The 21,865-nt window shown below is 48.4% G+C and carries 24 protein-coding genes; 16 read left to right on the forward strand and 8 right to left on the reverse strand.

Going from position 1 to position 21,865, the window contains the following annotated elements; all coding sequences use genetic code 11:
- Positions 1-3: 3 nt before the first annotated feature.
- Complete coding sequence (locus RJ32_RS02805) at positions 4-828, forward strand: rhomboid family intramembrane serine protease (RefSeq protein ID WP_011233529.1); 825 nt, start codon at positions 4-6, stop codon at positions 826-828.
- Here the strand turns inward: RJ32_RS02805 and RJ32_RS02810 are convergent.
- Positions 822-1,220, reverse strand: coding sequence for a flagellar basal body-associated protein FliL (locus RJ32_RS02810; protein ID WP_011233528.1), 399 nt, complete (start codon positions 1,218-1,220; stop codon positions 822-824). The two genes, RJ32_RS02805 and RJ32_RS02810, sit on opposite strands and share 7 nt — an antisense overlap.
- A gap of 78 nt (positions 1,221-1,298) precedes the next feature.
- On the opposite strand from RJ32_RS02810, the gene RJ32_RS02815 reads away from it, so the two are divergent.
- Complete coding sequence (locus tag RJ32_RS02815) at positions 1,299-1,880, forward strand: chorismate lyase (RefSeq protein ID WP_034818895.1); 582 nt, start codon at positions 1,299-1,301, stop codon at positions 1,878-1,880.
- Position 1,881: 1 nt separating this feature from the next.
- Positions 1,882-2,733, forward strand: a complete 852-nt coding sequence (ubiA, locus tag RJ32_RS02820) for a 4-hydroxybenzoate octaprenyltransferase (RefSeq protein WP_011233526.1) — start codon at positions 1,882-1,884, stop codon at positions 2,731-2,733.
- Here ubiA and plsB read toward each other — a convergent pair.
- Positions 2,721-5,243, reverse strand: coding sequence for a glycerol-3-phosphate 1-O-acyltransferase PlsB (plsB, locus tag RJ32_RS02825; protein ID WP_034818898.1), 2,523 nt, complete (start codon positions 5,241-5,243; stop codon positions 2,721-2,723). The two genes, ubiA and plsB, sit on opposite strands and share 13 nt — an antisense overlap.
- Positions 5,244-5,374: 131 nt before the next feature.
- Here plsB and lexA point away from each other — a divergent pair, with 131 nt between their 5' ends.
- The 6 genes from lexA (at position 5,375) to RJ32_RS02855 (ending at position 10,911) form a co-directional block, all read left to right on the forward strand.
- Entirely contained in the window at positions 5,375-5,992 is a 618-nt protein-coding gene (gene lexA / locus RJ32_RS02830; protein ID WP_011233524.1) for a transcriptional repressor LexA, read from the forward strand.
- On the forward strand, positions 5,989-6,426 hold the full coding sequence (locus tag RJ32_RS02835) for a hypothetical protein (RefSeq protein ID WP_011233523.1): 438 nt from the start codon (positions 5,989-5,991) through the stop codon (positions 6,424-6,426). The genes lexA and RJ32_RS02835 overlap by 4 nt, the downstream gene beginning before the upstream one ends.
- Positions 6,427-6,731: 305 nt before the next feature.
- Entirely contained in the window at positions 6,732-7,853 is a 1,122-nt protein-coding gene (coxB, locus tag RJ32_RS02840) for a cytochrome c oxidase subunit II (protein ID WP_011233522.1), read from the forward strand.
- Positions 7,854-7,863: 10 nt separating this feature from the next.
- Positions 7,864-9,450, forward strand: coding sequence for a cytochrome c oxidase subunit I (ctaD, locus tag RJ32_RS02845; RefSeq protein ID WP_034818900.1), 1,587 nt, complete (start codon positions 7,864-7,866; stop codon positions 9,448-9,450).
- 6 nt (positions 9,451-9,456) lie between these two features.
- Complete coding sequence (locus tag RJ32_RS02850; RefSeq protein ID WP_034818902.1) at positions 9,457-10,023, forward strand: cytochrome c oxidase assembly protein; 567 nt, start codon at positions 9,457-9,459, stop codon at positions 10,021-10,023.
- A 12-nt stretch (positions 10,024-10,035) separates the two neighbouring features.
- Positions 10,036-10,911 (forward strand): cytochrome c oxidase subunit 3, encoded by an 876-nt coding sequence (locus tag RJ32_RS02855; RefSeq protein ID WP_011233519.1) that lies wholly within the window; start codon positions 10,036-10,038, stop codon positions 10,909-10,911.
- Positions 10,912-10,924: 13 nt separating this feature from the next.
- Here the strand turns inward: RJ32_RS02855 and RJ32_RS02860 are convergent, their stop codons facing one another.
- Positions 10,925-11,140, reverse strand: a complete 216-nt coding sequence (locus RJ32_RS02860) for a DUF2909 domain-containing protein (protein WP_034818905.1) — start codon at positions 11,138-11,140, stop codon at positions 10,925-10,927.
- Between RJ32_RS02860 and RJ32_RS02865 the strand changes: the two genes are divergently transcribed.
- Genes RJ32_RS02865 through RJ32_RS02885 form a run of 5 tightly spaced genes read left to right on the forward strand, consistent with a single transcriptional unit; the run spans position 11,118 to position 14,951 of the window.
- Positions 11,118-11,873 carry an SURF1 family protein gene (locus RJ32_RS02865; protein ID WP_034818907.1) on the forward strand — a complete coding sequence of 252 codons (756 nt, stop codon included), beginning with the start codon at positions 11,118-11,120 and terminating at the stop codon, positions 11,871-11,873. The two genes, RJ32_RS02860 and RJ32_RS02865, sit on opposite strands and share 23 nt — an antisense overlap.
- A complete protein-coding gene (locus RJ32_RS02870; RefSeq protein ID WP_034818910.1) occupies positions 11,870-12,415 on the forward strand; it encodes a hypothetical protein in 546 nt (181 codons plus the stop codon). The genes RJ32_RS02865 and RJ32_RS02870 overlap by 4 nt, the downstream gene beginning before the upstream one ends.
- Before the next feature lie 9 nt (positions 12,416-12,424).
- On the forward strand, positions 12,425-13,414 hold the full coding sequence (locus RJ32_RS02875) for a heme A synthase (RefSeq protein ID WP_034818911.1): 990 nt from the start codon (positions 12,425-12,427) through the stop codon (positions 13,412-13,414).
- Positions 13,415-13,427: 13 nt separating this feature from the next.
- Positions 13,428-14,324: a heme o synthase gene (gene cyoE, locus RJ32_RS02880; RefSeq protein ID WP_011233515.1), complete on the forward strand. Its 897-nt coding sequence runs from the start codon at positions 13,428-13,430 to the stop codon at positions 14,322-14,324.
- Between the two features lie 12 nt (positions 14,325-14,336).
- Positions 14,337-14,951: an SCO family protein gene (locus RJ32_RS02885; RefSeq protein ID WP_034818912.1), complete on the forward strand. Its 615-nt coding sequence runs from the start codon at positions 14,337-14,339 to the stop codon at positions 14,949-14,951.
- On the opposite strand, the gene RJ32_RS02890 is transcribed toward RJ32_RS02885, so the two are convergent.
- The gene (locus tag RJ32_RS02890) at positions 14,948-16,033 is read right to left on the reverse strand and encodes a polysaccharide deacetylase family protein (protein ID WP_051018719.1); all 1,086 of its coding nucleotides are present in this window, start codon (positions 16,031-16,033) and stop codon (positions 14,948-14,950) included. The two genes, RJ32_RS02885 and RJ32_RS02890, sit on opposite strands and share 4 nt — an antisense overlap.
- A gap of 57 nt (positions 16,034-16,090) precedes the next feature.
- On the opposite strand from RJ32_RS02890, the gene RJ32_RS02895 reads away from it, so the two are divergent.
- Positions 16,091-17,413 carry an MATE family efflux transporter gene (locus RJ32_RS02895; RefSeq protein ID WP_034818915.1) on the forward strand — a complete coding sequence of 441 codons (1,323 nt, stop codon included), beginning with the start codon at positions 16,091-16,093 and terminating at the stop codon, positions 17,411-17,413.
- Here the strand turns inward: RJ32_RS02895 and RJ32_RS02900 are convergent.
- The 3 genes from RJ32_RS02900 to RJ32_RS02910 all read right to left on the reverse strand — a co-directional run bounded on the left by RJ32_RS02900 (position 17,385) and on the right by RJ32_RS02910 (position 20,225).
- Positions 17,385-18,770: a DUF4397 domain-containing protein gene (locus tag RJ32_RS02900; RefSeq protein ID WP_034818918.1), complete on the reverse strand. Its 1,386-nt coding sequence runs from the start codon at positions 18,768-18,770 to the stop codon at positions 17,385-17,387. The two genes, RJ32_RS02895 and RJ32_RS02900, sit on opposite strands and share 29 nt — an antisense overlap.
- Before the next feature lie 115 nt (positions 18,771-18,885).
- The gene (gene nfuA, locus RJ32_RS02905; protein WP_011233510.1) at positions 18,886-19,464 is read right to left on the reverse strand and encodes a Fe-S biogenesis protein NfuA; all 579 of its coding nucleotides are present in this window, start codon (positions 19,462-19,464) and stop codon (positions 18,886-18,888) included.
- Positions 19,465-19,535: 71 nt separating this feature from the next.
- Positions 19,536-20,225 (reverse strand): ComF family protein, encoded by a 690-nt coding sequence (locus RJ32_RS02910; RefSeq protein WP_034818921.1) that lies wholly within the window; start codon positions 20,223-20,225, stop codon positions 19,536-19,538.
- A gap of 36 nt (positions 20,226-20,261) precedes the next feature.
- Between RJ32_RS02910 and bioH the strand changes: the two genes are divergently transcribed.
- The gene (gene bioH, locus RJ32_RS02915) at positions 20,262-21,029 is read left to right on the forward strand and encodes a pimeloyl-ACP methyl ester esterase BioH (RefSeq protein WP_082815433.1); all 768 of its coding nucleotides are present in this window, start codon (positions 20,262-20,264) and stop codon (positions 21,027-21,029) included.
- A 15-nt stretch (positions 21,030-21,044) separates the two neighbouring features.
- Here the strand turns inward: bioH and mutM are convergent, their stop codons facing one another.
- A complete protein-coding gene (gene mutM / locus RJ32_RS02920) occupies positions 21,045-21,857 on the reverse strand; it encodes a bifunctional DNA-formamidopyrimidine glycosylase/DNA-(apurinic or apyrimidinic site) lyase (protein WP_034818925.1) in 813 nt (270 codons plus the stop codon).
- Positions 21,858-21,865 lie beyond the last annotated feature (8 nt).

Consider the following 21,865-nt stretch of genomic DNA (forward strand, 5'->3'; position numbering starts at 1 on the left):
ACCATGCGACGATTGCTCAGCAGCCGCGACTCAGACTGGATGCACAAGCTGTATCAGTATTTACGTCAGCAAGGCATGCCAGTCAGCGTTACCGAACGCGGTGAGCAATTGGAATTGTGGTTACATCAGAGCAGTTATGAGGCTGCCGCTAAAACACTGATTCAACAGTTTAAAGATAACCCCGAACTTGCCGCTGAGCCCGTAAAGGAACAGCGAACTTCGGAACGAGGTTCATCATCACTGTCTTTTAGTTTGCTACAGCAAAGCGGTTGGCTAACCCGAATTGTCGCGGCTATGGCGTTGCTGGTGTTCGGGATGGTGCAAATGTACCCCGAAGCGGTGCTGGAAACACTGAGAATCAGCCAATATTTTTCGGCGCTTCCCTATGATCAACCCTGGCGCTTTATTACCCCGGTGCTGATGCACTTTACGCTGCTTCACCTGGTATTTAATATTTTCTGGTGGTGGTATCTGGGCGGTCGTATTGAACGTTCTCTGGGAATATCCTGGTTACTGGCTCTGCTGTTATTCTGCGGTATTACTGCAAACGTTATTCAGTACCTTTTCAATGGCCCTAACTTTGGTGGGCTGTCCGGTGTGGTCTATGGCTTGCTTGGCTTCTGCTGGATATACAGCTTCAACCGCCCCACGCCGCTTTATCTGCCACCGGGGCTCATTATCTTTATGCTGCTGTGGTTAGTAATTGGCTACACCGACATGCTGTGGGTTAATGTTGCTAACGAAGCCCATCTGGCCGGGCTGCTTTCTGGCTGTTTCGCAGGCTTGGTAGTGCGTTGGTTAAACCCTAAAATGCGGCAGCTTCACTGATAAATGTACTTGGTGAAAAGAACATCGCGGATAACCGGATTGCCGGTTTCCTGCTGCATCAGTTCTTTTGCTCTTTCTATACATTTTAAACGAAGTTGATCGCGTCCCGTCATGGTTCGCACCTGACGTTCGGTCGCGGTACTTAAAATTGTCACAAAGGCATTACGCAACAAAGGCGCATGGTGCTCTACCACACTAACGTAACTGGGATCCGGCACCATCACTTCAATAGCAACCCGAATAAAGCCCAAGCGGTAATCGTTGCCTTCTTTCAGGTAATTGGTGGTGATATCAGGCTCAAAACCGTAGTACGAAACGTCGTCTGCCGACGCTACCGTTACACTGCTGAACCAAAGAAAAATACTGGCGAATACTGTTATCAGAAGTTTCATAGCCCTACCCGGCCCGATTGTTGTTCAATTAAGTTCTCTCTGCTATCATAGCGACAGAGCTTAATAACGCCAACACAAATGACAACAGAGTTTTACGCTACCCCGGCTTTTCCAGTTAGCAAAGCGCTACAATGGACACCGCCTGAACAACTTGAATTAACCCCAACACAAGCCGACTGGCTGCTATACGAGGGTTCACTTACAGAACGCCTGAAGCAGATAGGTCAGCAGTTCTCCGTTAAGTTACTCGGTCAGCAGTTACTTGCCCCTAACACGGAAGAAAAGCAAAGGTTAAAAGGTAAAGACCAAGCCGTTATCCGTGAAGTTCTACTATACTGTAATGAAAAGCCTTGGGTTTTTGCGCGCAGTCTATTTTCTCCCAGCGCCGAAAACGCCAATACACTGAATTTACAACAACTGGGGAATCAGTCATTGGGCGAGTCTTTATTTGCCCGTAGCGATTTATACTGCGGAGACATAGAAGTGGCAAAAGTTGCTCTGGAACACCCGGTTGCTCGGCTTAATCAGCAGTGGTTTGGGATAAACCAGAGGCTGCTCAGCAGACGCCGAATATTTTCAACGGGCGGTGAGCAACTGTTAGTCAGTGAAGTATTTCTGCAGCCCTCGCCACTGTACTCTTCGCCGAATAACAAGAGTTAGTATGCAAAAGTTAGTCGCTTTTTGGCAGTTAATGCGTGCGGACAGACCCATTGGTACCTATCTACTTGCCTGGCCAACTATATGGGCACTCATGATAGCCGGAGCCGGCGAGCCGCCCCTGCGTATAGTTGTCATATTTTTGCTCGGTACTTTTGTCATGCGCTCTGCCGGTTGTGTTATTAACGACTTTGCCGACCGCAATTATGACGGTCACGTACGCCGCACCCGTCAGCGTCCTATCCCGGCGGGAAGAATATCGGCAACTGAAGCAATGATAGGCTTCATCGCGCTGTTAGCCATTGCCTTCGGGTTGGTTATGCAGCTGAACACTGAAACGGTCATGCTCAGCTTTTTCGCTGCCGGCGTAGCGGCACTTTACCCGTTTTGTAAACGCTGGACGCATTTGCCACAAATAGTGCTGGGCATCGCCTTTAGTTTCGGCATTCCCATGGCCTTTACCGCACTAGAGTCTGACCAATGGTTTATTGCTGGCTTACTATTTCTTGCCAATATTCTCTGGACGGTCGCCTACGATACCGAATACGCCATGGCGGACCGCGAAGACGACTTAAAGATAGGCCTGCAGAGCACGGCAATTTTGTTTGGCCGCTTCGACCGTCTGGCTATTGGCCTGTTGCAACTCGCGACTCTGGCCTTATTGGGCTGGATATTGCACTTAATTACCGTTGAACTTTGGGTGTGGCTGGCATTAGCGGCTATTTTTCTGTTGTTTGCTTACCAGCACTGGTTAATACGGCACAGAGAGCCCGGAAAGTGCTTCCAGGCTTTTCTGCATAACCATTATATTGGCATGGTATTCGCTATTGGCTTAGCCGTGCATTACTGGTTCTGATTACTCTCAGTCGGCTTTTGCTCTTCTTTGGGTGCTTCTTTTTGTTCATGTTCTGCCTGCTCTTTTAGCTGCTGAACAAACTGCTCAACCGACTGACGAATGGTTTGTAGCACAGGGCCGTCAATGAGCTCATCGACCTGATCGCTGAGCTCGCCCACCGGCTCGGCAGCAATTTGCTGGCCGTCGTCATTAATTTCTACCAGACCTTGCTGTTTTAAACTGGCAATCAGCGTCGACATAACTTTCTTATCGTAAAATTCCGGGGCGTCAATACCGTGAATTGAACTTAAGCGTTCGGCCAGGGTAATAGATTGCTTTTCGAGATCTGCCCGCATAATAGGCTGCGCCTGTTGCAGCAACTCAAGTACAATACAATAACGCTGCAAGGTTTCGCTGGCACTGTTGGCCAATAACCTCAGCCGATACCACTGCGCACTTTCCCGTTGCGCTATGGTGCAAACACCGTCTTCCAGAGTAATTAGCTTTTGTCGCGCCAACTCTTCAGCAAGAGCTTCCGTCCAGAGCGGTAAGTCTTCAACATTATGACTCAAATAGAGCTCGGCTTTTAACGACGGATAAATTGCCTGCGTCCGCGCCGCAATTTCGGCCACGCTGACTTTCTTCTTAGCCATGATAATTGACGCAACAATACCGGGAACGACCATCAAATGAAGAATGTTATTCCGGTAATACGTCATTGCTATGGCTGTCATGCGCTCCAGCGACACGACTTCACCCATGGTGTCGCTATCAACCGTAAATTTGTCGGTGCGCAGTGCCTGTTGCCAAAGCTCTTCCGGTGTCTCCTCCGGCACGCTCATCATATTGCTGTATGGCACTTCGCGCAGCACGCCCAGATAAACCTCCAGTTGAGCCAACAACTCTTCTTTCATCAGCGCGTGGTGCTCTGAACTCAGTAGCGCCAATGCGGTAAGGTTAACGCTGTTTGCCGCCGCTGAATCGTTAATGCCCTGCATAACTTGCTCGGCTAAACCACCTACCACCGGGTTCAACCAGCCCGGGCGTTCCGGTTCCTGTGCCCCTCGCGTGACCGACTCATGCCAGTTAGGCGCCACTTTGTCCAAATGGTGTTTTAAATTAATAGGCTGACCGAAAGTCACAAAGCCCTGGCCAAAATTGCGCAGCTTGGCCACGGTTTTCAGAATTTGAAAAACCGACTCTTTTTCTTTGTCCTTACCTTTAAGCTCTTTCAGGTAAGTAGCCACTTCCATAATATGCTCGTAACCAAGGTACACTGGCACCAGCGATACTGGGCGTTGCTGGTCACGCAACATGCCCTGCACTGTCATTGCCAGCATACCGGTTTTAGGCGGTAATAAGCGGCCGGTTCTGGAGCGGCCGCCTTCACTGAAGTATTCCACCGGGTAACCCTTTTGGAACAACCAGCACAAATATTCGCGAAAAACGGAGGAGTACAGTTTGTTACCCCGGAAGCTGCGGCGAATAAAGAACGCGCCGCCACGGCGGAAAATGCCACCGACAGGGAAAAAATTAAGGTTCACGCCAGCCGCAATATGCGGCGGCACAAGGCCTTCTTTATAAATAACGTAGCTAAGCAGCAAGTAGTCCATATGGCTTCGATGACAAGGCACATAGATAACTTCGTGTCCTTGTTGCGCCAGTCGTCGAATCGTATCCCCTCCTTTTACATGAATGCCGTTGTAAATCCGGTTCCACATCCAGGCCATAAAACGATCTAACACCCGGATAAGTGTTGAATTATAGTTGGCGGCTATTTCATCGATATAAGATAAAGCGCGCTTGCGGGCGGCTTCTTCACTGATTTTCTTACCTCTGGCTTCATCCGATACCGCTTTTTTTAGCGCCGGGGTATTAATGAGTGCTGACATCAACTCTTTGCGCTGACTCAGTTTAGGGCCGGCAACAGCATGGCGCATACGAACGAAATGAACTCGCGCTACCCGCGCCAATTTGTGCGCAATACGCATATCTGTTCCGTGGTCACGCGCCATAGTGCCCAGGCTCACCGAACGTGAGAAGCGCAGTAACACTTGTCGACCAGAAAAAAATACCAGCCAGAATTTACGCCAATGGCCCGGGTTATCTAAGTCACCGGTCATAGTATTACCGGCATGCGCTTCTTCTCCGGCCTGGCGGCCCCAGAATACGCCCGCAGGTATCAGTTGAACATCCAGCTCCGGCTGGTCTTTGTGCAGGGTTAATAACTGGTGAAATTCGGACACCGTTTGATCCGAGACCTCATTCGCCAATTCTTCCAGATACATGATTCGGTTATAGGTTTTACCATTAACCACAAGAGGGTCGACAGGGTCTGGCAAGCCACGCTTGTGCGCCGCCCGCTGTAAAATTGATAGATCCGCTTTAGAGGTTGAACGCATTACATAAACAATTGGCTTGCCAACAGTTGCTGAATGCTCTTCTTCAGTGCCATCCCAAATTTCCTGAAAGCGCGTTAACCAGCGTAACGGGTATTTAAAAATTGGGAAAAAGCGGCTTATTCCTTTCATATAGAGACCTCTGTTTTAAACAGAAATACAGGATACCAACTTCGTGTAAAAATGTCGTTCAAGAAATTACTTGCGAAATCAATTTACCTGTATATACTCACAGTATCACTGTACAAATAAACAGGTACATTATGCGCCCGTTAACACCAAGACAATCTGAAATTCTTGAGCTTATTAAGGATAATCTGCACGCAACCGGTATGCCGCCGACCCGTGCCGAAATTGCCCATAAGCTGGGTTTCCGCTCTGCCAACTCTGCGGAGGAGCACCTGAAAGCGCTGGCCCGTAAAGGCGTTATCGAAATACTCCCCGGCATGTCGCGCGGTATTCGCCTTGTCGGCGATGACTACGATATCGCCGATGGCCTGCCGTTAATCGGCCAGGTTGCAGCAGGTGAACCTTTATTGGCTGAACAACACGTTGAAGGCCATTACAAAATTGACGAATCACTGTTTCATCCAGCCGCCAGTTTCTTACTTAAAGTAAACGGTATGAGCATGAGAGACATTGGCATTTTAGACGGTGACTTACTGGCTGTACATAAAACCGAACAAGCACGTAACGGACAAATAGTCGTTGCACGAGTTGAAGACGAAGTCACTGTAAAGCGTTTTGAACAGCGCGGAAAAACTATTTTGCTTCATCCTGAAAATGAAGATTTCTCTACCATTACTGTCAACCTTGCCGAGCAAGTTTTTGCCATTGAAGGGCTTGCGGTGGGTGTGATCAGAAACGGAGCGACCTTATGAAAACTCAATATCAGCAAAAACTACATCACCCGGGTTTGTGGACTGCCGAAGCGCCGGTGTCGCCTTTCCCTGTAGACGCGAAACGCAGTCAGGATTCATTTGACGTCGATAGCCTGTCTCCGGTTGTACAGCGGGCTTTGCAACAAAAACCGAGCCAGTGGATAACAGTTATTGGTGGCGATAAAAACGTCATTCAGCAACTTATTGCCTGTGGCGTAGCTGAATCTCAAATCCGCTGGTTACGCAGTCATTCTGTCGAACGTTGTGAATGGGCGCTGGAACAGGCTTTACTAGCAGGTACCAGTAGTATGGTTATCGGTTATCTCGATTCGGTTTCCAGCCGTACCTGGCAGCGTGCAAAAATGGCCAGTAAATTAAGTGAAACACAATATTTCCTGTTTGATAAAAACACACTGACATCCCACCTGCACTAACCCCACCTTTGTTAGTGTGTTTTCTTCCCCAAGGCTGCTTTCGCAGCCTTTTTTTAACAGATCCGCTTATTTTTTGTTCGTTCGCGTGATTTGATCTGGATCTTTGGTTGTAAATTCGTTAATAAATGCAGTACCCGATTATAAAAATAATATAATAACGATAACTACAACAAAGAGTCAGTAGAGAAAGCGATTTCTGGGGAGAAGCTGTACCTTTTTCTGCTTACCTCTTTGTTCTTCTAATTCAGGCTAGCAAAACTTGCTTTGCTGTCTCATTGAAGAATAAGAGGAGAAGCCACGTGAAAATGAAGCCTTTGTGGGCACTATTGGCGCTAACGAGTCTACCGGCTGTTGCTCAGTCGCGTCTCAATATGACCCAAGGTGTCACTGAAGTGAGTAACCAAGTTTACGATCTCCATATGATTATCTTTTACATCTGCTGTGTCATTGGTGCGATTGTATTTGGTCTCATGTTCATTTCGATAATCCGCCATCGGAAGTCGAAAAACCCTAAACCTGCAAATTTCCACGAAAACGTCAAAGTAGAAATTGCCTGGACTATAGTGCCTCTACTTATTCTCGCAGGCATGGCTGTGCCGGCAACAACCACACTCATTGCCATGGAAGACACGGCAGATGCAGACGTGACGGTTCAGATAACTGGGTCGCAGTGGAAATGGCATTACAAATACTTTGAAAACGATGTTGAATACTTTAGTCGTTTAGCCACTCAGCAGGAGCAAATTAATAATCAGTTTGAAAAAGGCGAGAACTACTTGCTGGAGGTGGACCGTCCCCTGGTTATTCCGACTGACAGGAAGGTACGTTTTTTGGTTACATCGGACGATGTTATTCACAGCTGGTGGGTTCCTGACTTTGCCGTAAAAAAAGACGCTAACCCGGGCTTTATTAACGAAACCTGGACCAGGGTCGATGAACCGGGTATTTATCGGGGTCAGTGCGCAGAGCTTTGCGGTAAAGATCATGGTTTTATGCCCGTCGTTGTTATAGCTAAAGAACCAGCTGAATACGAAAAGTGGATTACTGAGAAAGAGGAAGAGCAACGCAAGGCACGGGAACGTGAACAAGAATTGCTTGCCATGGAAATGTCAGAAGACGAACTCATGGATCTCGGTGAAAAAATTTACAACAGTACCTGCTCTGCTTGTCACCAGGCTAACGGTCAAGGCGTTGACGGCACCTTCCCTGCACTTGCGGGTTCCGGTATCGCAGTGGATCCTGAAGCCAAAGATAAACACATCGACACCGTCGTTAACGGCGTTACCGGCACCGCAATGCAAGCCTTTGGAAGTCAACTTTCCATGCGCGAATTAGCCGCGGTTATCACCTATGAGCGTAATGCCTGGGGTAACGATACCGGAGACCTGATTCAGGCCGCCGATATTAACGAAGTCATGAATCAATAAGGAGACGGTGATGAGCACTGTAGTGGAAGAAACACATCACGATACACACCACGATCATAAGCCGTCTGGTATTGGTCGCTGGCTATTTACAACTAACCATAAAGATATTGGTTCAATGTACCTATGGCTAAGTTTCACCATGTTTTTGGTGGGCGGTGCTATGGCGATGGTCATCCGCGCCGAGCTGTTCCAACCTGGGCTGCAGCTTGTTGAGCCACAATTCTTTAATCAAATGACCACAGTACATGGTCTGGTTATGATTTTCGGCGCAGTTATGCCTGCTTTTACGGGTTTGGCTAACTGGATGATCCCCATGATGATTGGCGCACCAGATATGGCGCTGCCCCGGATGAATAACTGGAGTTTCTGGATTTTACCTTTTGCTTTCATGGTTTTATTGGGTTCTTTGTTTATGGAAGGTGGAGGCCCGGCATTTGGCTGGACAGCTTACGCACCGCTTTCAACAACTTACAGCTCGGATTCAACGGCATTGTTCGTATTTTCAGTACACATTATGGGTATTTCATCCATTATGAGCGCTATTAACGTCATCGTTACTATTATGAACATGCGCGCACCGGGCATGAATTACATGAAAATGCCATTGTTCGTCTGGACCTGGTTTATTACGGCTTTTCTGCTTATTGCCGTAATGCCAGTACTGGCGGGTGCCGTTACCATGTTGCTTACCGACAAATACTTCGGTACGAGTTTCTTTGACGCCGCTGGCGGTGGTGACCCAGTGATGTACCAGCATATATTCTGGTTCTTTGGGCATCCGGAAGTTTACATCATGATTTTACCGTCCTTCGGTATCATTTCAGCAATTATCCCGGCCTTTGCCCGCAAACGATTGTTCGGCTACTCCTCCATGGTATATGCCACGGCGGCCATTGCCTTACTGTCCTTCCTGGTCTGGGCTCACCATATGTTCACCACCGGTATGCCAGTGGCCGCAGAGCTCTTCTTTATGTACTGCACCATGCTCATAGCGGTTCCCACCGGGGTTAAAATATTTAACTGGGTGGCCACCATGTGGCGTGGCTCAATGACATTTGAGACTCCCATGCTGTTTGCTCTGGCGTTTGTCATCCTGTTTACCATCGGTGGTTTCTCCGGCTTAATGCTGGCTATTATTCCCGCTGACTTTCAGTATCACGATACCTACTTCGTCGTTGCCCACTTCCATTATGTTCTGGTAACAGGTGCCATTTTCTCCATTATGGCAGCAGCCTATTACTGGTTACCTAAATGGACTGGCCATATGTATGACACCACGCTGGCGAAAACGCACTTCTGGACATCGCTTATTTCCGTAAACGTGCTGTTCTTCCCAATGCACTTTGCAGGCTTAGCCGGTATGCCCCGCCGTATACCAGACTACGCAACACAGTTTGCAGACGTTAACCAAATAGCAAGTATTGGTGGCTTTGCCTTCGGTCTGTCGCAACTTATCTTCCTGTGGGTAGTAATAAAATGCGCCAGAGGTGGTGAAAAAGCGCCAGCTAAGCCCTGGGAAGGTGCAGAAGGTCTGGAATGGACAGTGCCGTCACCAGCGCCTTATCACACCTTCGAAAAACCACCAAAAGTGGAGTGATAAGTTATGTCTCAGCGTCCTGACAACAGCATTCTGGTTAAGCGACTGTTACTGACAGTCGCCGGGATGTTTGCTTTTGGCTTCGCGCTGGTACCACTTTACAACGCTTTTTGTGAAGTGACCGGCTTTAACGGCCGTACCAGCAATGAAGCGGCGGTCTACCAACAAAACGAAGTGGATGAGTCCCGGACCATCAGGGTGCAGTTTATAACCCGCAATGCCAAAGGTCTTCCATGGAAATTTGAACCTTCAATAAAACAAGTAGAGGTTCATCCAGGCGAGACCAGAGTTGTTAACTTCTTAGCTAGCAACCCAACTTCATCGAATATGATTACTCAGGCCATTCCGTCGGTTGCGCCGGCGGAAGCCTCTCTTTACCTGAATAAAGTCGAGTGTTTTTGTTTCAACCAGCAACCCCTGGCCGCCGGCGCTGAAACAGAAATGCCAATGCAGTTTTATCTGGACCCGGACATACCCGATCATATTACGACATTTACCCTGTCATACACGTTGTACGATATGACAGCCAATACGTCGGCTGAAGCAATTGCTCAGCTGTTAAAAACAGAATAAGGAAACGACGTTATGGCAGAACAACAAAGTTATTATGTTCCTGCTTCCAGTCCCTGGCCAATTGTTGGTGCAGTTGGGCTAGGCTTAATTGCCTGGGGCGCTGGACACACTGTTATTGATATGAGCAAAGAGCAGGATGGTTATGGCAGTACTGTATTGACCATTGGCTTAGTCGTTATAGCCGTCATGCTCTTTGGTTGGTTTCGTGACCAAATCAACGAATCCATGAGCGGTAAATACAGTAACCAACTCGGCGACTCCTACAAACAAGGTATGAGCTGGTTTATTTTCTCCGAAGTCATGTTCTTTGCTGCTTTTTTTGGTGCCCTTTTCTACGCTCGCGTTATTGCCGTTCAGTGGCTGGGAGGAGACAGTAACAATGCTATGACCAATGAGGTTCTGTGGCCAGAGTTTGTTGCGCAATGGCCGTTGGTAAAAACACCAGGCGGCACTGAAACCCAGGCTATGGGTTGGTATGGTCTGCCGGCTATCAACACGCTTATTTTGTTGGCCAGTTCAGTGACCTGTCACTTTGCTCACACAGGCCTGGAACAAAATAAACGTAAACAGCTAACCGCAATGCTGGGCGTTACCATTATTCTGGGTTGCATTTTCCTCTATCTGCAAGGCGCTGAGTATGTGCATGCCTACCAAGATTTAAATCTAACGCTTGATTCCGGTGTTTATGGCAACACCTTTTATATGCTCACCGGGTTCCACGGTATGCACGTAACCTTAGGAACCGTGATGCTTATCATCATGTTCCTGAGGGTTTTGAAGGGGCATTTTACACCAGATAACCACTTCGCTTTTCAGGCGACCAGCTGGTACTGGCACTTTGTTGATGTCGTTTGGTTATGCCTGTTCGTCGTGGTTTACATACTCTAAAAAAACGCCCCGTCTAATAGGGGCGCGGGTTTAAAGGTAAAAAGCCACTAACCGTCGCCGCTATCAGTATCACCAGAATAACAGCGGCTACTCCCACCCGTTTCCCCAGATAATGGGACATGGGTGGCTTGTTTGGGTCGTTCCGCAGCATACTGAACAGTGCGCGGAACAGATTCACCACCATATAAACCAGCAGTAGTACAATAATGATTTTAAAAAAGACCAACATACGTTTTCCTCTTATCGCTACCTTAGTTACTCTGCTGACAATTGCGCTGTTGGTCAAGTTAGGTTTTTGGCAACTAGAGCGCGCGGAAGAAAAACGTAAGCTATTTTCCGATTACGAACAGCAACAATCGAAAGGGGATGCAACGGCACTGTCTCAGCTAGGAACAATATCTTCTAAGTCTGATCGCTTTCTTTTTGCCAAAATGGAAGGCGAATTTGTTAAACAACCGGTCTTTTTTCTCGATAATAAAATGACCGATGGCATTGTCGGCTATCACGTTATTGCCTTGTTTCGCCCTGACGCCAAACCCAATAATTACATTCCTGTTAATATGGGCTGGGTACCTGCTCCTGCATCCCGGCAAGAACTGCCCGAAATAGATATTCCCGAGAGTAGACAGAATCTTACGGGCTACCTGTACTTTCCCTCGAACAACAAATTTGTCAGTAATACTTATGAAACCGAGTTAGCTGATGACCGAATACGAGTACAAGAGTTTCAGCCTAACGCCATTAGTAAGGAACTCGACATTCCGTTAACCGACTACACCTTTTTATTGAAATCACCAGACACCCTGGGTTGGCAACGTAACTGGAAACCCCAGGTAATGTCGCCGCAAAAACATCAGGGTTACGCTGTTCAGTGGTTTTCGCTGGCCATTGCGTGCTTGGTGATTTTTGTATTTGCTGTTATAAAACTGAATAAACAACCAAAAAAAGAGGAGACCCGATGAGCTCCCTGAATCGCTCTCGCCGTTCCATGATTATTGTTTTCCTTGCTTTTATAGTCCCCGTTTTGGCCGCGTGGCTTTTTTTGTCTCAAAACTGGTATGAGGCGGGAACCAATAAAGGCTTTTTATTGCAACCCACCATTACCTTAGAACAACAAGCCGAACAGCTACCAGAAGGTTGGCAAGTAGGATATATCGCCCCGCAGAACTGTGCAATCACCTGCGAAAATGCTTTATACGTTATGAACCAAATCGATGTCGCTATTGGCAAAGACACCGATAGGCTAACCCCTGTAGTGTTGCACCAAAGCGAAAGCCTTCAGGCTGGCTTTAATCATAGTGCCCCGCATATTACCCAGCTGGTAACGCCTGAACTGATCGAACAACTTTCAGCTCTGCCCGAAAACACCTTGTTTATTATCGACCCGATGCATAACGTCATGCTGTATTACCCCACCCATGAGGACAAAGAGCAAATGATAACGGAAGGTAAAAACGTGCTGGCGGATCTTCGCAAACTGCTTAAATTGTCCAGAATTGGGTAGGGAAATGACATGCGTTTACTGGTAAAAATTAGTGTTTTTTTTGCTTTTATCGTTATTGTTCTTGGCGCCTTTACCCGGCTCACTGAAGCAGGCCTGGGTTGTCCTGACTGGCCCGGCTGCTACGGTTTTTTGAAGGTACCATCGCAGGAGGAGCACATTCAGCAGGCGGAACTTAGGTTCCCGGATGCACCTGTGGAGCACGCCAAAGCCTGGAACGAAATGGTGCACCGCTACTTTGCTGGCACCCTGGGGTTATTAATATTGACCATTGCCATTATTTCCTGGGTTAAAAGCCGTCGCTACAGTCATTACCCGACTCCGGTTAAATTGCCCACTTTGCTTCTCGGGCTAGTAATATTTCAGGCGGCTCTGGGTATGTGGACAGTTACCATGAACCTCCAACCGCTCATAGTCATGGGGCATTTGCTGGGCGGCTTTTCGGTTATATCGCTGCTATATCTGCTCTCGCTGCGGCTGTCGTCATTTCGGCTGGCCGGTGGTGACCCGGAACTCAGGCGCTATCGGGGGCTGGCATTTTTTACGCTACTGGTGGTTATTGGTCAAATAGCCTTAGGTGGTTGGGTTGCTGCAAACTATGCCGCCGTAGCCTGCACTGAGCTACCTTTTTGCGAAGGTAACTGGACGGCGCAGCTAGACTTTGCCGGAGCCTTCAGCATACCCGAGGCTGACACCTATCAATACGGTGCTCATGACTACAACGACCGTATGACTATGCACGTAATGCACAGAGTGGGCGCTATTATTACTTTTTTAGTGATTTGTACTCTACTCTTTAAATGCTGGCGAAAAGCGAAGTCGCACTTTTTCCGGCGCTCATTAATTGTTATTGGCTTGTTATTATCTTTGCAAATTCTGCTGGGTATTAGTAACGTAGTCTTTCAATTACCGCTTTGGAATGCAGTGGCACATAATGCCGTAGGGGCTTTATTGTTGCTGTCGCTGGTCGCGTTGAACTACAACTTGTCCAGAAAAGCGTAGAGGAGTTGAAACTATGCAATCCGTTGCCACAAATAATATAACAAAAACGCGCAACGCTCATTGGCGGGACTACCTTGAACTGACCAAGCCCCGTGTCGTCGCCTTGCTGTTACTCACCGCCGTGGTTGGCATGTGTCTGGCCACTGAAGAACTGGTGTCGCTGAAAGTACTAGTGCCGGCGCTGACTGGTATTGGACTCATGTCTGCCGCTGCGGCCGCCATTAATCACCTGGTTGACCGCCATATTGACGCAAAAATGGCGCGCACACTTCGGCGTCCGCTGCCTCAGGGAAATTTGTCACCTGCAAAAGTCACCACGTTCGCTGCATCTATAGGTGTCATTGGTTTTGTGACCCTGTATGCCTGGGTTAATCCATTAACTGCCTGGTTAACCTTTGCCAGTATGGTGGGTTACGCTGTGGTTTATACCATGTTCTTAAAACGCGCAACGCCGCAGAACATTGTTATTGGTGGTTTAGCCGGTGCTGCACCACCGTTACTGGGCTGGACCTCGGTGACCAACGAAATTAACGCGCCAGCGGTACTGCTGGTGATGATCATTTTCACCTGGACCCCGCCCCACTTCTGGGCTCTGGCGGTACACCGCGCTAAAGATTATGCCCGCGCTAAAGTGCCAATGCTGCCGGTAACCCATGGTATTGAGTTCACCAAAACCTGTATTTTTCTGTACACCGTTTTGCTGACCGTGGTTTGCCTTATGCCGTTTTTAATTGGCATGACAGGAATGATTTATCTGGTCGGCGTCAGTGTGCTTAATGCTATTTTCTTGGCTTACGCCTGGAAGTTGAAATACTCGCCCAGCAAGAAAACAGCCTTTAACATGTTTGCCTTCTCTATCTGGCACCTCATGCTGCTGTTTGTGATTTTACTGGTCGATCATTACGTATAACTGGAGTAAGACATGAGTCGTATCGTTACGCTGCTGGCTGCGCTTATCGCCCTTGCTGCAGGGTTCGCAGTTTACAACTTTTGGCCCGAAGAAAAGCCGGAAGCTTTAATTTATGAGCCGCCTCGTGCGTTAAAATCATTTAAGTTAAACAGCACAGCCGACGGCGCTATTGAAAACGATGCACTGAAAGGTCAGTGGACCTTACTCTTTACCGGTTATACCTTCTGTCCTGATATCTGCCCAACCACCATGTCGGATCTCAAAGGGGTGCTACCTTCATTACAGGAAGAAGTGTCTAAACCGGTGAAAGTCTGGATGATTTCAGTTGACCCTCAGCGTGATGACATTGAACGTTTAACTCAATACGTTAACTATTTTGGTGACGACTTTGTTGGTGTGCGAGCCGAGCACAAAGAGCTGTTCCCTTTCGTACGTGATTTAGGCTTAATGTATTCCATTCCCGATGAAGGCGAGGAAAATTACTTGGTTAACCACAGCGCCGCTATTATTCTGGTTAACCCGAACGGGCACCGTAAAGCGATATTTAATGCCGACCACCAACGTGGGGAAATACCGGTAGTCGACATGGAACAACTGGCAAAAGATTTTGCCATTATCGCCAATTAGTCAGGCCAACTGCCTGACTCGTTCGGACGGATAAGTGCTACGGAATACCAATAGTAACGAGACTCTGATGCGCTGGGTGCCGTGCAATTGACGCGTGAGCGCCCAATGTTAATGTCCTTTTCAAGCGTCACACTAAACTGAGTATCGCTTTCCCATTCAGGTTTTAAGACTGAACCTCCGGCAAAGCATTGCAGCGCATCGGTACGCATATCGTTTAGTGTATCGCCCGCTTCCAGCGTTACGCTAATCGTTGGGCGCTTATTTTCATGTGCGACTAAAGGCTCTTCCGGTTGGTAAGCACTTACCGGCATGGCTTTCGAATTCAACTTGGCTTTCAGCGTATTTAAGTTCGCGTAGATACCAGACGCAGGAAAACGCGTAATAACAGTATCCTCACTCCACTTAGACCATGGGCCTGAATGCTGAGCAAAGGCCAGAAAGCCCCATTCATCCAGTAAAGCTCGCAACTCGTTGTTGTACTCACCGTAAGGATAGGCAAAATACTTCTGCTGTTCGCCTAAGTTCTCATCAATGGCTTCTTGTGCGGTAATAACATCGTAATGCATACGTTCGCGCCATTCTTCACCACTCTCACCTTCCTGCTTGCGAATAAGGTGTGCGTGAGTCTGCCCGTGGTTAGCAATAGTCGCCCCGTTCTGCTGAATTTCTTTAAGCTCTTCCCAGCCCATGTAATGGCCGCTGTGCTTACGCAAGAGCTCAGGGTTAACGAACACCGTATAGGGCATTTCAAACTCTTCCAGAACCTTTACAGCGTTTTCATAGACGTTTTGGTAGCCGTCGTCGAAGGTTATAACAACGGCTTTTTCGGGAAGCTCTTCGCCTTTTTCAATGGCATCACGAGCGTCAGTAATATCAATAACGTTAAAGTTGTGCTCCTGCAGGTATTGCAGATGCTCACGAAAAGTCTCCGGGTCAATAGAGGTAACAGCCGGAGTTGAGTCACTCACATGGTGATACTGCAGCAGCACCACACTGTCGGCGCTGCCTGCCTGAGCCAAGGGTGAGCACCCCAGCAATAACCCCGACGCGGCACTCAACGTCATTTTGTTCAACATCTTCATACTGACTCCTGATAAAGTATAAAAGCCGTTTTTAACCGAGTTTACTTAAGGATAGTTATGCACAAGCTGTTTGGATTTTCGCTGTCAGATCACAGCCGCGTTTTTGCGATTGCCCTGCCAATGATTATTTCCAATATTGCTGCGCCCCTTCTCGGTCTGGTCGATACTGCCATCATAGGTCATTTGCCGGACGCTATCTACTTGTCGGCTGTTGCCGTTGGTGCCATGGTGGTCAGTTTTATCTATCTGCTGGCGGTGTTTCTGCGCATGGCCACAACCGGTTACATAGCTCAGTCATACGGTGCCGATGACATACATGCTCAGCGCCAGCACTTTAATAACGGCATTATTATTGCGCTGGGTTTAGGTGTTTTAATAGCGGTTGCCAGCCCTTTAATTAATGACTTAGCCATGTGGGTTATCGCCCCCTCTGTCGAGCTCGAAGGCTACGCCCGCGATTACATCGAAATACGCCTATGGTCTGCACCGGCTTCGCTGATAACGCTGGTCGCTCTGGGGGTATTATTAGGCCGACAAAACAGCCGCAAAGCCATGCTTCTGGTGATAATCACCAACGCCGTGAATGTGGTGATGGATGTGATACTAATCCTCGGCTTTGGACTGAATGTAAAAGGTGCCGCCTGGGCGTCGCTTAGTGCTGAGTGGGTGACCGCTATTGTCGGCTTCTACTGGACCGCCCGCGCGCTGGGCTGGCACTTACGCCACTGGCAGCTGAAGTTTCAGCAGCTGCGTCAGTTTTTAGGCGTTAACGGTAATATTTTTATACGCAGTCTGATACTGCAGCTCTGTATGGCAACCATGACCGGCTACGCCACTCGCTACGGCAGTACCATGGTGGCGGTTAACGCCGTACTAATGCAATTTCTTATGTTGATATCGCTGGGCTTAGACGGCATTGCTTATTCTGTGGAAGCTTTAGCTGGCGAAGCTAAAGGTCAGAAGCGCTACGATAAAATCCGTTACTGGTGCAAAATTACTTTGCTCTGGTCATCACTCTTTGCTGTGGTTTATACGTTGGTTTTTGCCCTGGCCGGCAGTGCAATTATTCGCCTTATTACCGATATTCCTGAAATTATCCGGGTTGCCGAAAACTACCTGCCATGGATAGTGGTGTTGCCACTCATTGCTCACTGGAGCTATTGGTTTGACGGTGTTTTCATTGGTTTATCGTTCAGCCGTGGTATGCGTAATACGATGATATTAAGCGCTTTAATTGGCTTTCTGCCTTTATGGTGGGCGGGATTGCCGCTGGAGAACCACGGGTTGTGGTTAGCTCTCAGCGGCTTTTTATTCATGCGTGGTATTACCCAGGCAATTTGGCTTAAATACTTTAGTTCGCCAGGTCATCCATCAGGATAAGCTGTGGTGGCAAACCTCCGTCAGTTGCATCAACCGCAACTGCCGTATAGATGCCACCGCCTTCTAATGTCAGTAAAGGCGTCTGAATAGCAATGTCCTGCGTACCTGTTGCCGTTACAGTAACCACGTAGTCACCTGGTGTTAAAGCAACATTACCTGTGCTCACCAGACCTTCTGCGTCAAACGGAACATCGGTAAAGGCAGCGTCTGCGCCACTAATGTCGTCTGTTGCCGTTACGTAGATATCAACATTACCGGCACTGGGTGCAGCATGAACCAACTGTATTTTAGCTTCAGTCGCCACGCTGCGACGTTCTTCAGTCAACACTTGCAGACCAATAGTACTCAGTTCACCGACAGCATAAACTGAATAACTCATTGCGTTTTCTACTTCCAGAGGCAGGTCCTCAAGCACTACGGGAGAACCTCCGGCGGCAGCAACATCAACACTGTATTCAGCGGCTTCCAGGTTTAAGTAATCTGTCGCACTTAAAAATGCCAGATCTGCAATTTGAGGATCGGCGGCATCGTTTAATGTCACATCAACATTCGGTGCATCAGCTACGGCGTGCACGACGCGAACATCCGCACCAGCGTCTGCATCATTGATTAAGGTGGTTGTTTCACCGTCGCTCACTTGCAGAGTAACGGGTGAATTCGCAGAATTAGCAGCAACATTATTGGTTGCGGCAATAATATAATCACCACCGTCAGCCAGGCTCACGGTTCCTGAGTCGTAAATTACTGCATCGTCACCCGCACCGGTTAAACGAATGCGGTAGTCACCGGTTTCCACATCAACCTGACCACTGTCTTCGCCGTAAGCAAGCGTTAAAGTAGCTGAGGCACTGCTTAACTCAGCGTCCGGAGTTGTCAAATACACATCGACAGTCGGCGCACCATACGCAACATGTACCACCTGAATACGGCTTTCACCTGCCGCAACATCCGATACAGGGTTAGAAAGAACCAATGGCTCTAAAGACTCGTCACCCAGCTGACCGGCAGCAAAAACTTCGTAGCGAGTATCAGCAGCAAAAGTTAAGGACGCCGGACCAATAGCATCAACAGTACTTTCATCGGGTAAAATACCCTGAACCGTAATGTCATAGTCACCGGCATCAACTTCCAGAACGCCGGAAGATGTATGGTAAGGCACATTTTCTAATAATGCGGTTTCACCTGCTAAAACATTAACGTTGGGTGAATCGGCAGAGGTGTGGTGTACCCGTACAAAGCTTGATTCAGCTTCAGGAGGTGGTGTGTTAGTATCGTCATTGTCACTGTCGAACCAGTCACAACCTGTGATGAGAAAAAGCGATGTCGCTATGACACCCAGTTTTTTGATCCCTTGCATAATTTAAATCCTCGTATTGATTAGGCAAATATCGTTACGAGCATTATTTGTGCAAGGGATCACATTTTTATAACATTAAAAAATCGAAAGATACTAAGTTGTATAATCGAAAGGTCTAGTAGTAGGAGTGTTCTCCGGGCTCATGATCAGTGATATCACGCACGCCTTTCACTTCTTCCGGGAAACGCTCAAGCAACTCTTTTTCAATGCCGTTTTTCAGCGTTACGTCAATCATACTGCAACCATTACAGCCACCGCCGAATTGCAGAATAGCAACGCCGTCATCAGTAATTTCCGAAATCATTACCTGACCGCCATGGCTAGCCAATTGCGGGTTAATTTCAGCTTGTATAACGTACTCTACCCGCTCAATTAATGGGGCGTCATCGGCAACTTTACGCGCTTTGGCGTTAGGTGCTTTAAGGGTTAACTGAGAGCCCATTTCCTGCTCTTCAAAATCAATAGCGGCGTCTTCTAAAAAAGGCGCACTGCCTGAATCCACTACGGCGTCAAAACCATTAAACGGCAGACGCTCGTCGTCCGGCTCGACCGAATCTGGCGGGCAATAAGAAACACCACACTCTGCGTTTGCCATACCGGGGTTAACCACAAATACACGAATACACGTGCCATCGGGCTGATCGGCTAATAGCTTCTTAAAGTGGGACTGCGCTGCTTCTGAAATACGAATCATAAATACTGACCTCACGGCTTATACCTGAGTAAATTACTAGGGTATAGTGTAACCGAAACGCCCTGCAGTTTCTAGTCGTGCTGGTTATAGACAACCGCCCACGCATCCACCGCTCTAGCCCCTTTTTTGTAGAGCGCATCGGCTGCTGCCATCATAGTGGCGCCGGTACTCAGCACGTCGTCCACAACCGCTACCGTACAGCCACTAAAATCCTGTAAAGCGAGTTGGCTGCCCCGACTGTTCTCCCAGCGTAATGCCCTTGATGCCATATGCTGCATGGGCACGGCCCGTATTTTACGTAACCCGCCCGCAATGTAAGGTAACTCAAGAGCCACTGACACATGCCGCGCCAGTAACGCAGTCTGGTGGAAGCCTCTTTTACGCCAGGCTTGTTGCGTCATAGGTACCGCAACAACGCAGTCTGGCAGTGGCTCTTCGCGATAGCAAAGGCGTAAATGAGCCGCTAACTGGTTTGCCAGTAAAGGGGCCAGCTCGGCTTTATAGCGAAATTTAAACTGAGTAATAAGCTGTTGTACCTGCGGCTCCCAGCGCAATGCACCGTACCAGTAGCGGCACGGCTTCTGCTCCGCCACTAAATGCTGTTCAATATCGGACAAATGCTGACAACAACGCGGATACCAACGCGGCAGTGCTTCTTCGCAATAAGGGCAAAGGCTTGCAGCGGCCACCTTAGAATAACCGCAACTCCAGCATGTGCCCAACTCAAAAGCATTGGCGAAACGCTGTAAAAACGCTAGCATACCACCCCTTAATTAATAACTCGGACAGGTAGTATAGTGAGTCTTTCGGTAACGTGCTGTGGTACAGGAACCCCTATTGTTGTACTCCATGGCTGGGGAATGAATTCGAACATCTGGCAACCCGTGGTACCGGCATTAAGCGAGCACTTTCAGTTGTATTGCGTCGACCTGCCCGGTTTTGGCGACTCTGTCTGGTCATCAGAGAATGAGGTGTCACTGGAAAGTTTTATTGAACAAATTATGCCAGCCCTGCCGCCACGCTTTCATTTAATGGGGTGGTCTTTAGGCGGGTTAATTGCGACACAAATTGCGCTGACGCATTCTGACCGGGTTATGTCCCTAACCACCGTTGCATCGTCACCGCACTTTGTGGAAAACAGCGACTGGGCGGGCATTAAGCCGACCATTCTGGAGCAGTTTCAACAGCAACTGGACAGCAACTTTAAAAAGACCATTGAGCGTTTTTTAGCGATTCAGGCCATGGGCAGCGAGGACGCACGCGAACAGGTTAAGCAGGTAAAACAGCTGATATTTACCAAGCCAATGCCTGACCAGGATGTGCTGAAACAGTCCTTGGCCATATTACAAACCGCAGATTTGCGCCAGCAACTACCCGGCATTGAAGTGCCCTTTAACCGTTTTTACGGACGCCTGGACAGCCTGGTTCCGGAGCGCGCTATCGACGATATTTCCGCACTGGCGCCGGAGTCAAAAGCTGTGGTATTCACCAAAAGCGCACACGCCCCGTTTATTTCGGAACCGGAGCGCTTTGTCAGTGAATTGCTGAAGGTTGTTGAGAACTAAGAGTTAAAAACCAAACTAGCGCTGGCACTGGGTGCAGTACACGGTGCTGCGCTGACCCAGACGAATTTCTTTCAACCGGTTACTGCACACCATGCAAAGCTTACCGCCACGCCCGTAAACCTGAAGTTTTTGAGCGAAATAGCCCGGGTTACCGTCCACTTGAGTGAAATCTTTTAAGGTAGTGCCGCCCAGCTCTATAGCGCTTGCCAGGGTTTCTTTTATTATCGGCACCAGTTTCTGGTAGCGCACTTTACTGATTTTCCCGGCCGCTCGCTTTGGGTTTATACACGCCTTAAACAAAGCTTCGTTCGCGTAAATATTACCTACACCCACCACAACTTTGTTATCCATAAGAAAGGTTTTCACCGACTGCGAACGCCCGCGTGAGCGCTCAAATAAATAGTCGATATTAAACGCGTCGGTTAACGGTTCCGGACCAAGCTGGCTTAGCAGTTCATGCCCGCTTACATCACTCTCGCTGTATAACAAAGCGCCAAAACGGCGCGGATCATTTAAACGCAGGGTTTGCCCGTTATCGAACTCAATATCAATATGGTCATGTTTGTAGTGAGTTGTTTCGGCTGGAACCACACGCAGCTTACCCGACATACCCAAATGCAATATCAGGCAGCCATTATCTGTCTGTAAGAGCAAATATTTTGAGCGGCGGCTGACCGAACGCAGCACGTGTCCTTCGACCTGATGCACAGTTTCAGGGACCGGCCAGCGCAGGCGCTTATCGTGAACCTTAACCGACTTAATTGTGCGACCTTCAATGTGTGGAGAAATGCCTAAACGGCTGACTTCAACTTCGGGTAACTCTGGCATAAATCGAT

It is taken from the genome of Idiomarina sp. 28-8, from assembly GCF_000320945.2.
Classification (GTDB): Bacteria; Pseudomonadota; Gammaproteobacteria; order Enterobacterales; family Alteromonadaceae; genus Idiomarina; species Idiomarina loihiensis.

Coding starts and splice junctions, on each gene's coding strand:
- RJ32_RS02805 (WP_011233529.1), top strand. CDS start 4: ATGCGACGATTGCTCAGCAGCCGCGACTCAGACTGGATGCACAAGCTG.
- RJ32_RS02810 (WP_011233528.1), bottom strand. CDS start 1,220: ATGAAACTTCTGATAACAGTATTCGCCAGTATTTTTCTTTGGTTCAGC.
- RJ32_RS02815 (WP_034818895.1), top strand. CDS start 1,299: ATGACAACAGAGTTTTACGCTACCCCGGCTTTTCCAGTTAGCAAAGCG.
- ubiA (WP_011233526.1), top strand. CDS start 1,882: ATGCAAAAGTTAGTCGCTTTTTGGCAGTTAATGCGTGCGGACAGACCC.
- plsB (WP_034818898.1), bottom strand. CDS start 5,243: ATGAAAGGAATAAGCCGCTTTTTCCCAATTTTTAAATACCCGTTACGC.
- lexA (WP_011233524.1), top strand. CDS start 5,375: ATGCGCCCGTTAACACCAAGACAATCTGAAATTCTTGAGCTTATTAAG.
- RJ32_RS02835 (WP_011233523.1), top strand. CDS start 5,989: ATGAAAACTCAATATCAGCAAAAACTACATCACCCGGGTTTGTGGACT.
- coxB (WP_011233522.1), top strand. CDS start 6,732: ATGAAGCCTTTGTGGGCACTATTGGCGCTAACGAGTCTACCGGCTGTT.
- ctaD (WP_034818900.1), top strand. CDS start 7,864: ATGAGCACTGTAGTGGAAGAAACACATCACGATACACACCACGATCAT.
- RJ32_RS02850 (WP_034818902.1), top strand. CDS start 9,457: ATGTCTCAGCGTCCTGACAACAGCATTCTGGTTAAGCGACTGTTACTG.
- RJ32_RS02855 (WP_011233519.1), top strand. CDS start 10,036: ATGGCAGAACAACAAAGTTATTATGTTCCTGCTTCCAGTCCCTGGCCA.
- RJ32_RS02865 (WP_034818907.1), top strand. CDS start 11,118: ATGATTTTAAAAAAGACCAACATACGTTTTCCTCTTATCGCTACCTTA.
- RJ32_RS02860 (WP_034818905.1), bottom strand. CDS start 11,140: ATGTTGGTCTTTTTTAAAATCATTATTGTACTACTGCTGGTTTATATG.
- RJ32_RS02870 (WP_034818910.1), top strand. CDS start 11,870: ATGAGCTCCCTGAATCGCTCTCGCCGTTCCATGATTATTGTTTTCCTT.
- RJ32_RS02875 (WP_034818911.1), top strand. CDS start 12,425: ATGCGTTTACTGGTAAAAATTAGTGTTTTTTTTGCTTTTATCGTTATT.
- cyoE (WP_011233515.1), top strand. CDS start 13,428: ATGCAATCCGTTGCCACAAATAATATAACAAAAACGCGCAACGCTCAT.
- RJ32_RS02885 (WP_034818912.1), top strand. CDS start 14,337: ATGAGTCGTATCGTTACGCTGCTGGCTGCGCTTATCGCCCTTGCTGCA.
- RJ32_RS02890 (WP_051018719.1), bottom strand. CDS start 16,033: ATGAAGATGTTGAACAAAATGACGTTGAGTGCCGCGTCGGGGTTATTG.
- RJ32_RS02895 (WP_034818915.1), top strand. CDS start 16,091: ATGCACAAGCTGTTTGGATTTTCGCTGTCAGATCACAGCCGCGTTTTT.
- RJ32_RS02900 (WP_034818918.1), bottom strand. CDS start 18,770: ATGCAAGGGATCAAAAAACTGGGTGTCATAGCGACATCGCTTTTTCTC.
- nfuA (WP_011233510.1), bottom strand. CDS start 19,464: ATGATTCGTATTTCAGAAGCAGCGCAGTCCCACTTTAAGAAGCTATTA.
- RJ32_RS02910 (WP_034818921.1), bottom strand. CDS start 20,225: ATGCTAGCGTTTTTACAGCGTTTCGCCAATGCTTTTGAGTTGGGCACA.
- mutM (WP_034818925.1), bottom strand. CDS start 21,857: ATGCCAGAGTTACCCGAAGTTGAAGTCAGCCGTTTAGGCATTTCTCCA.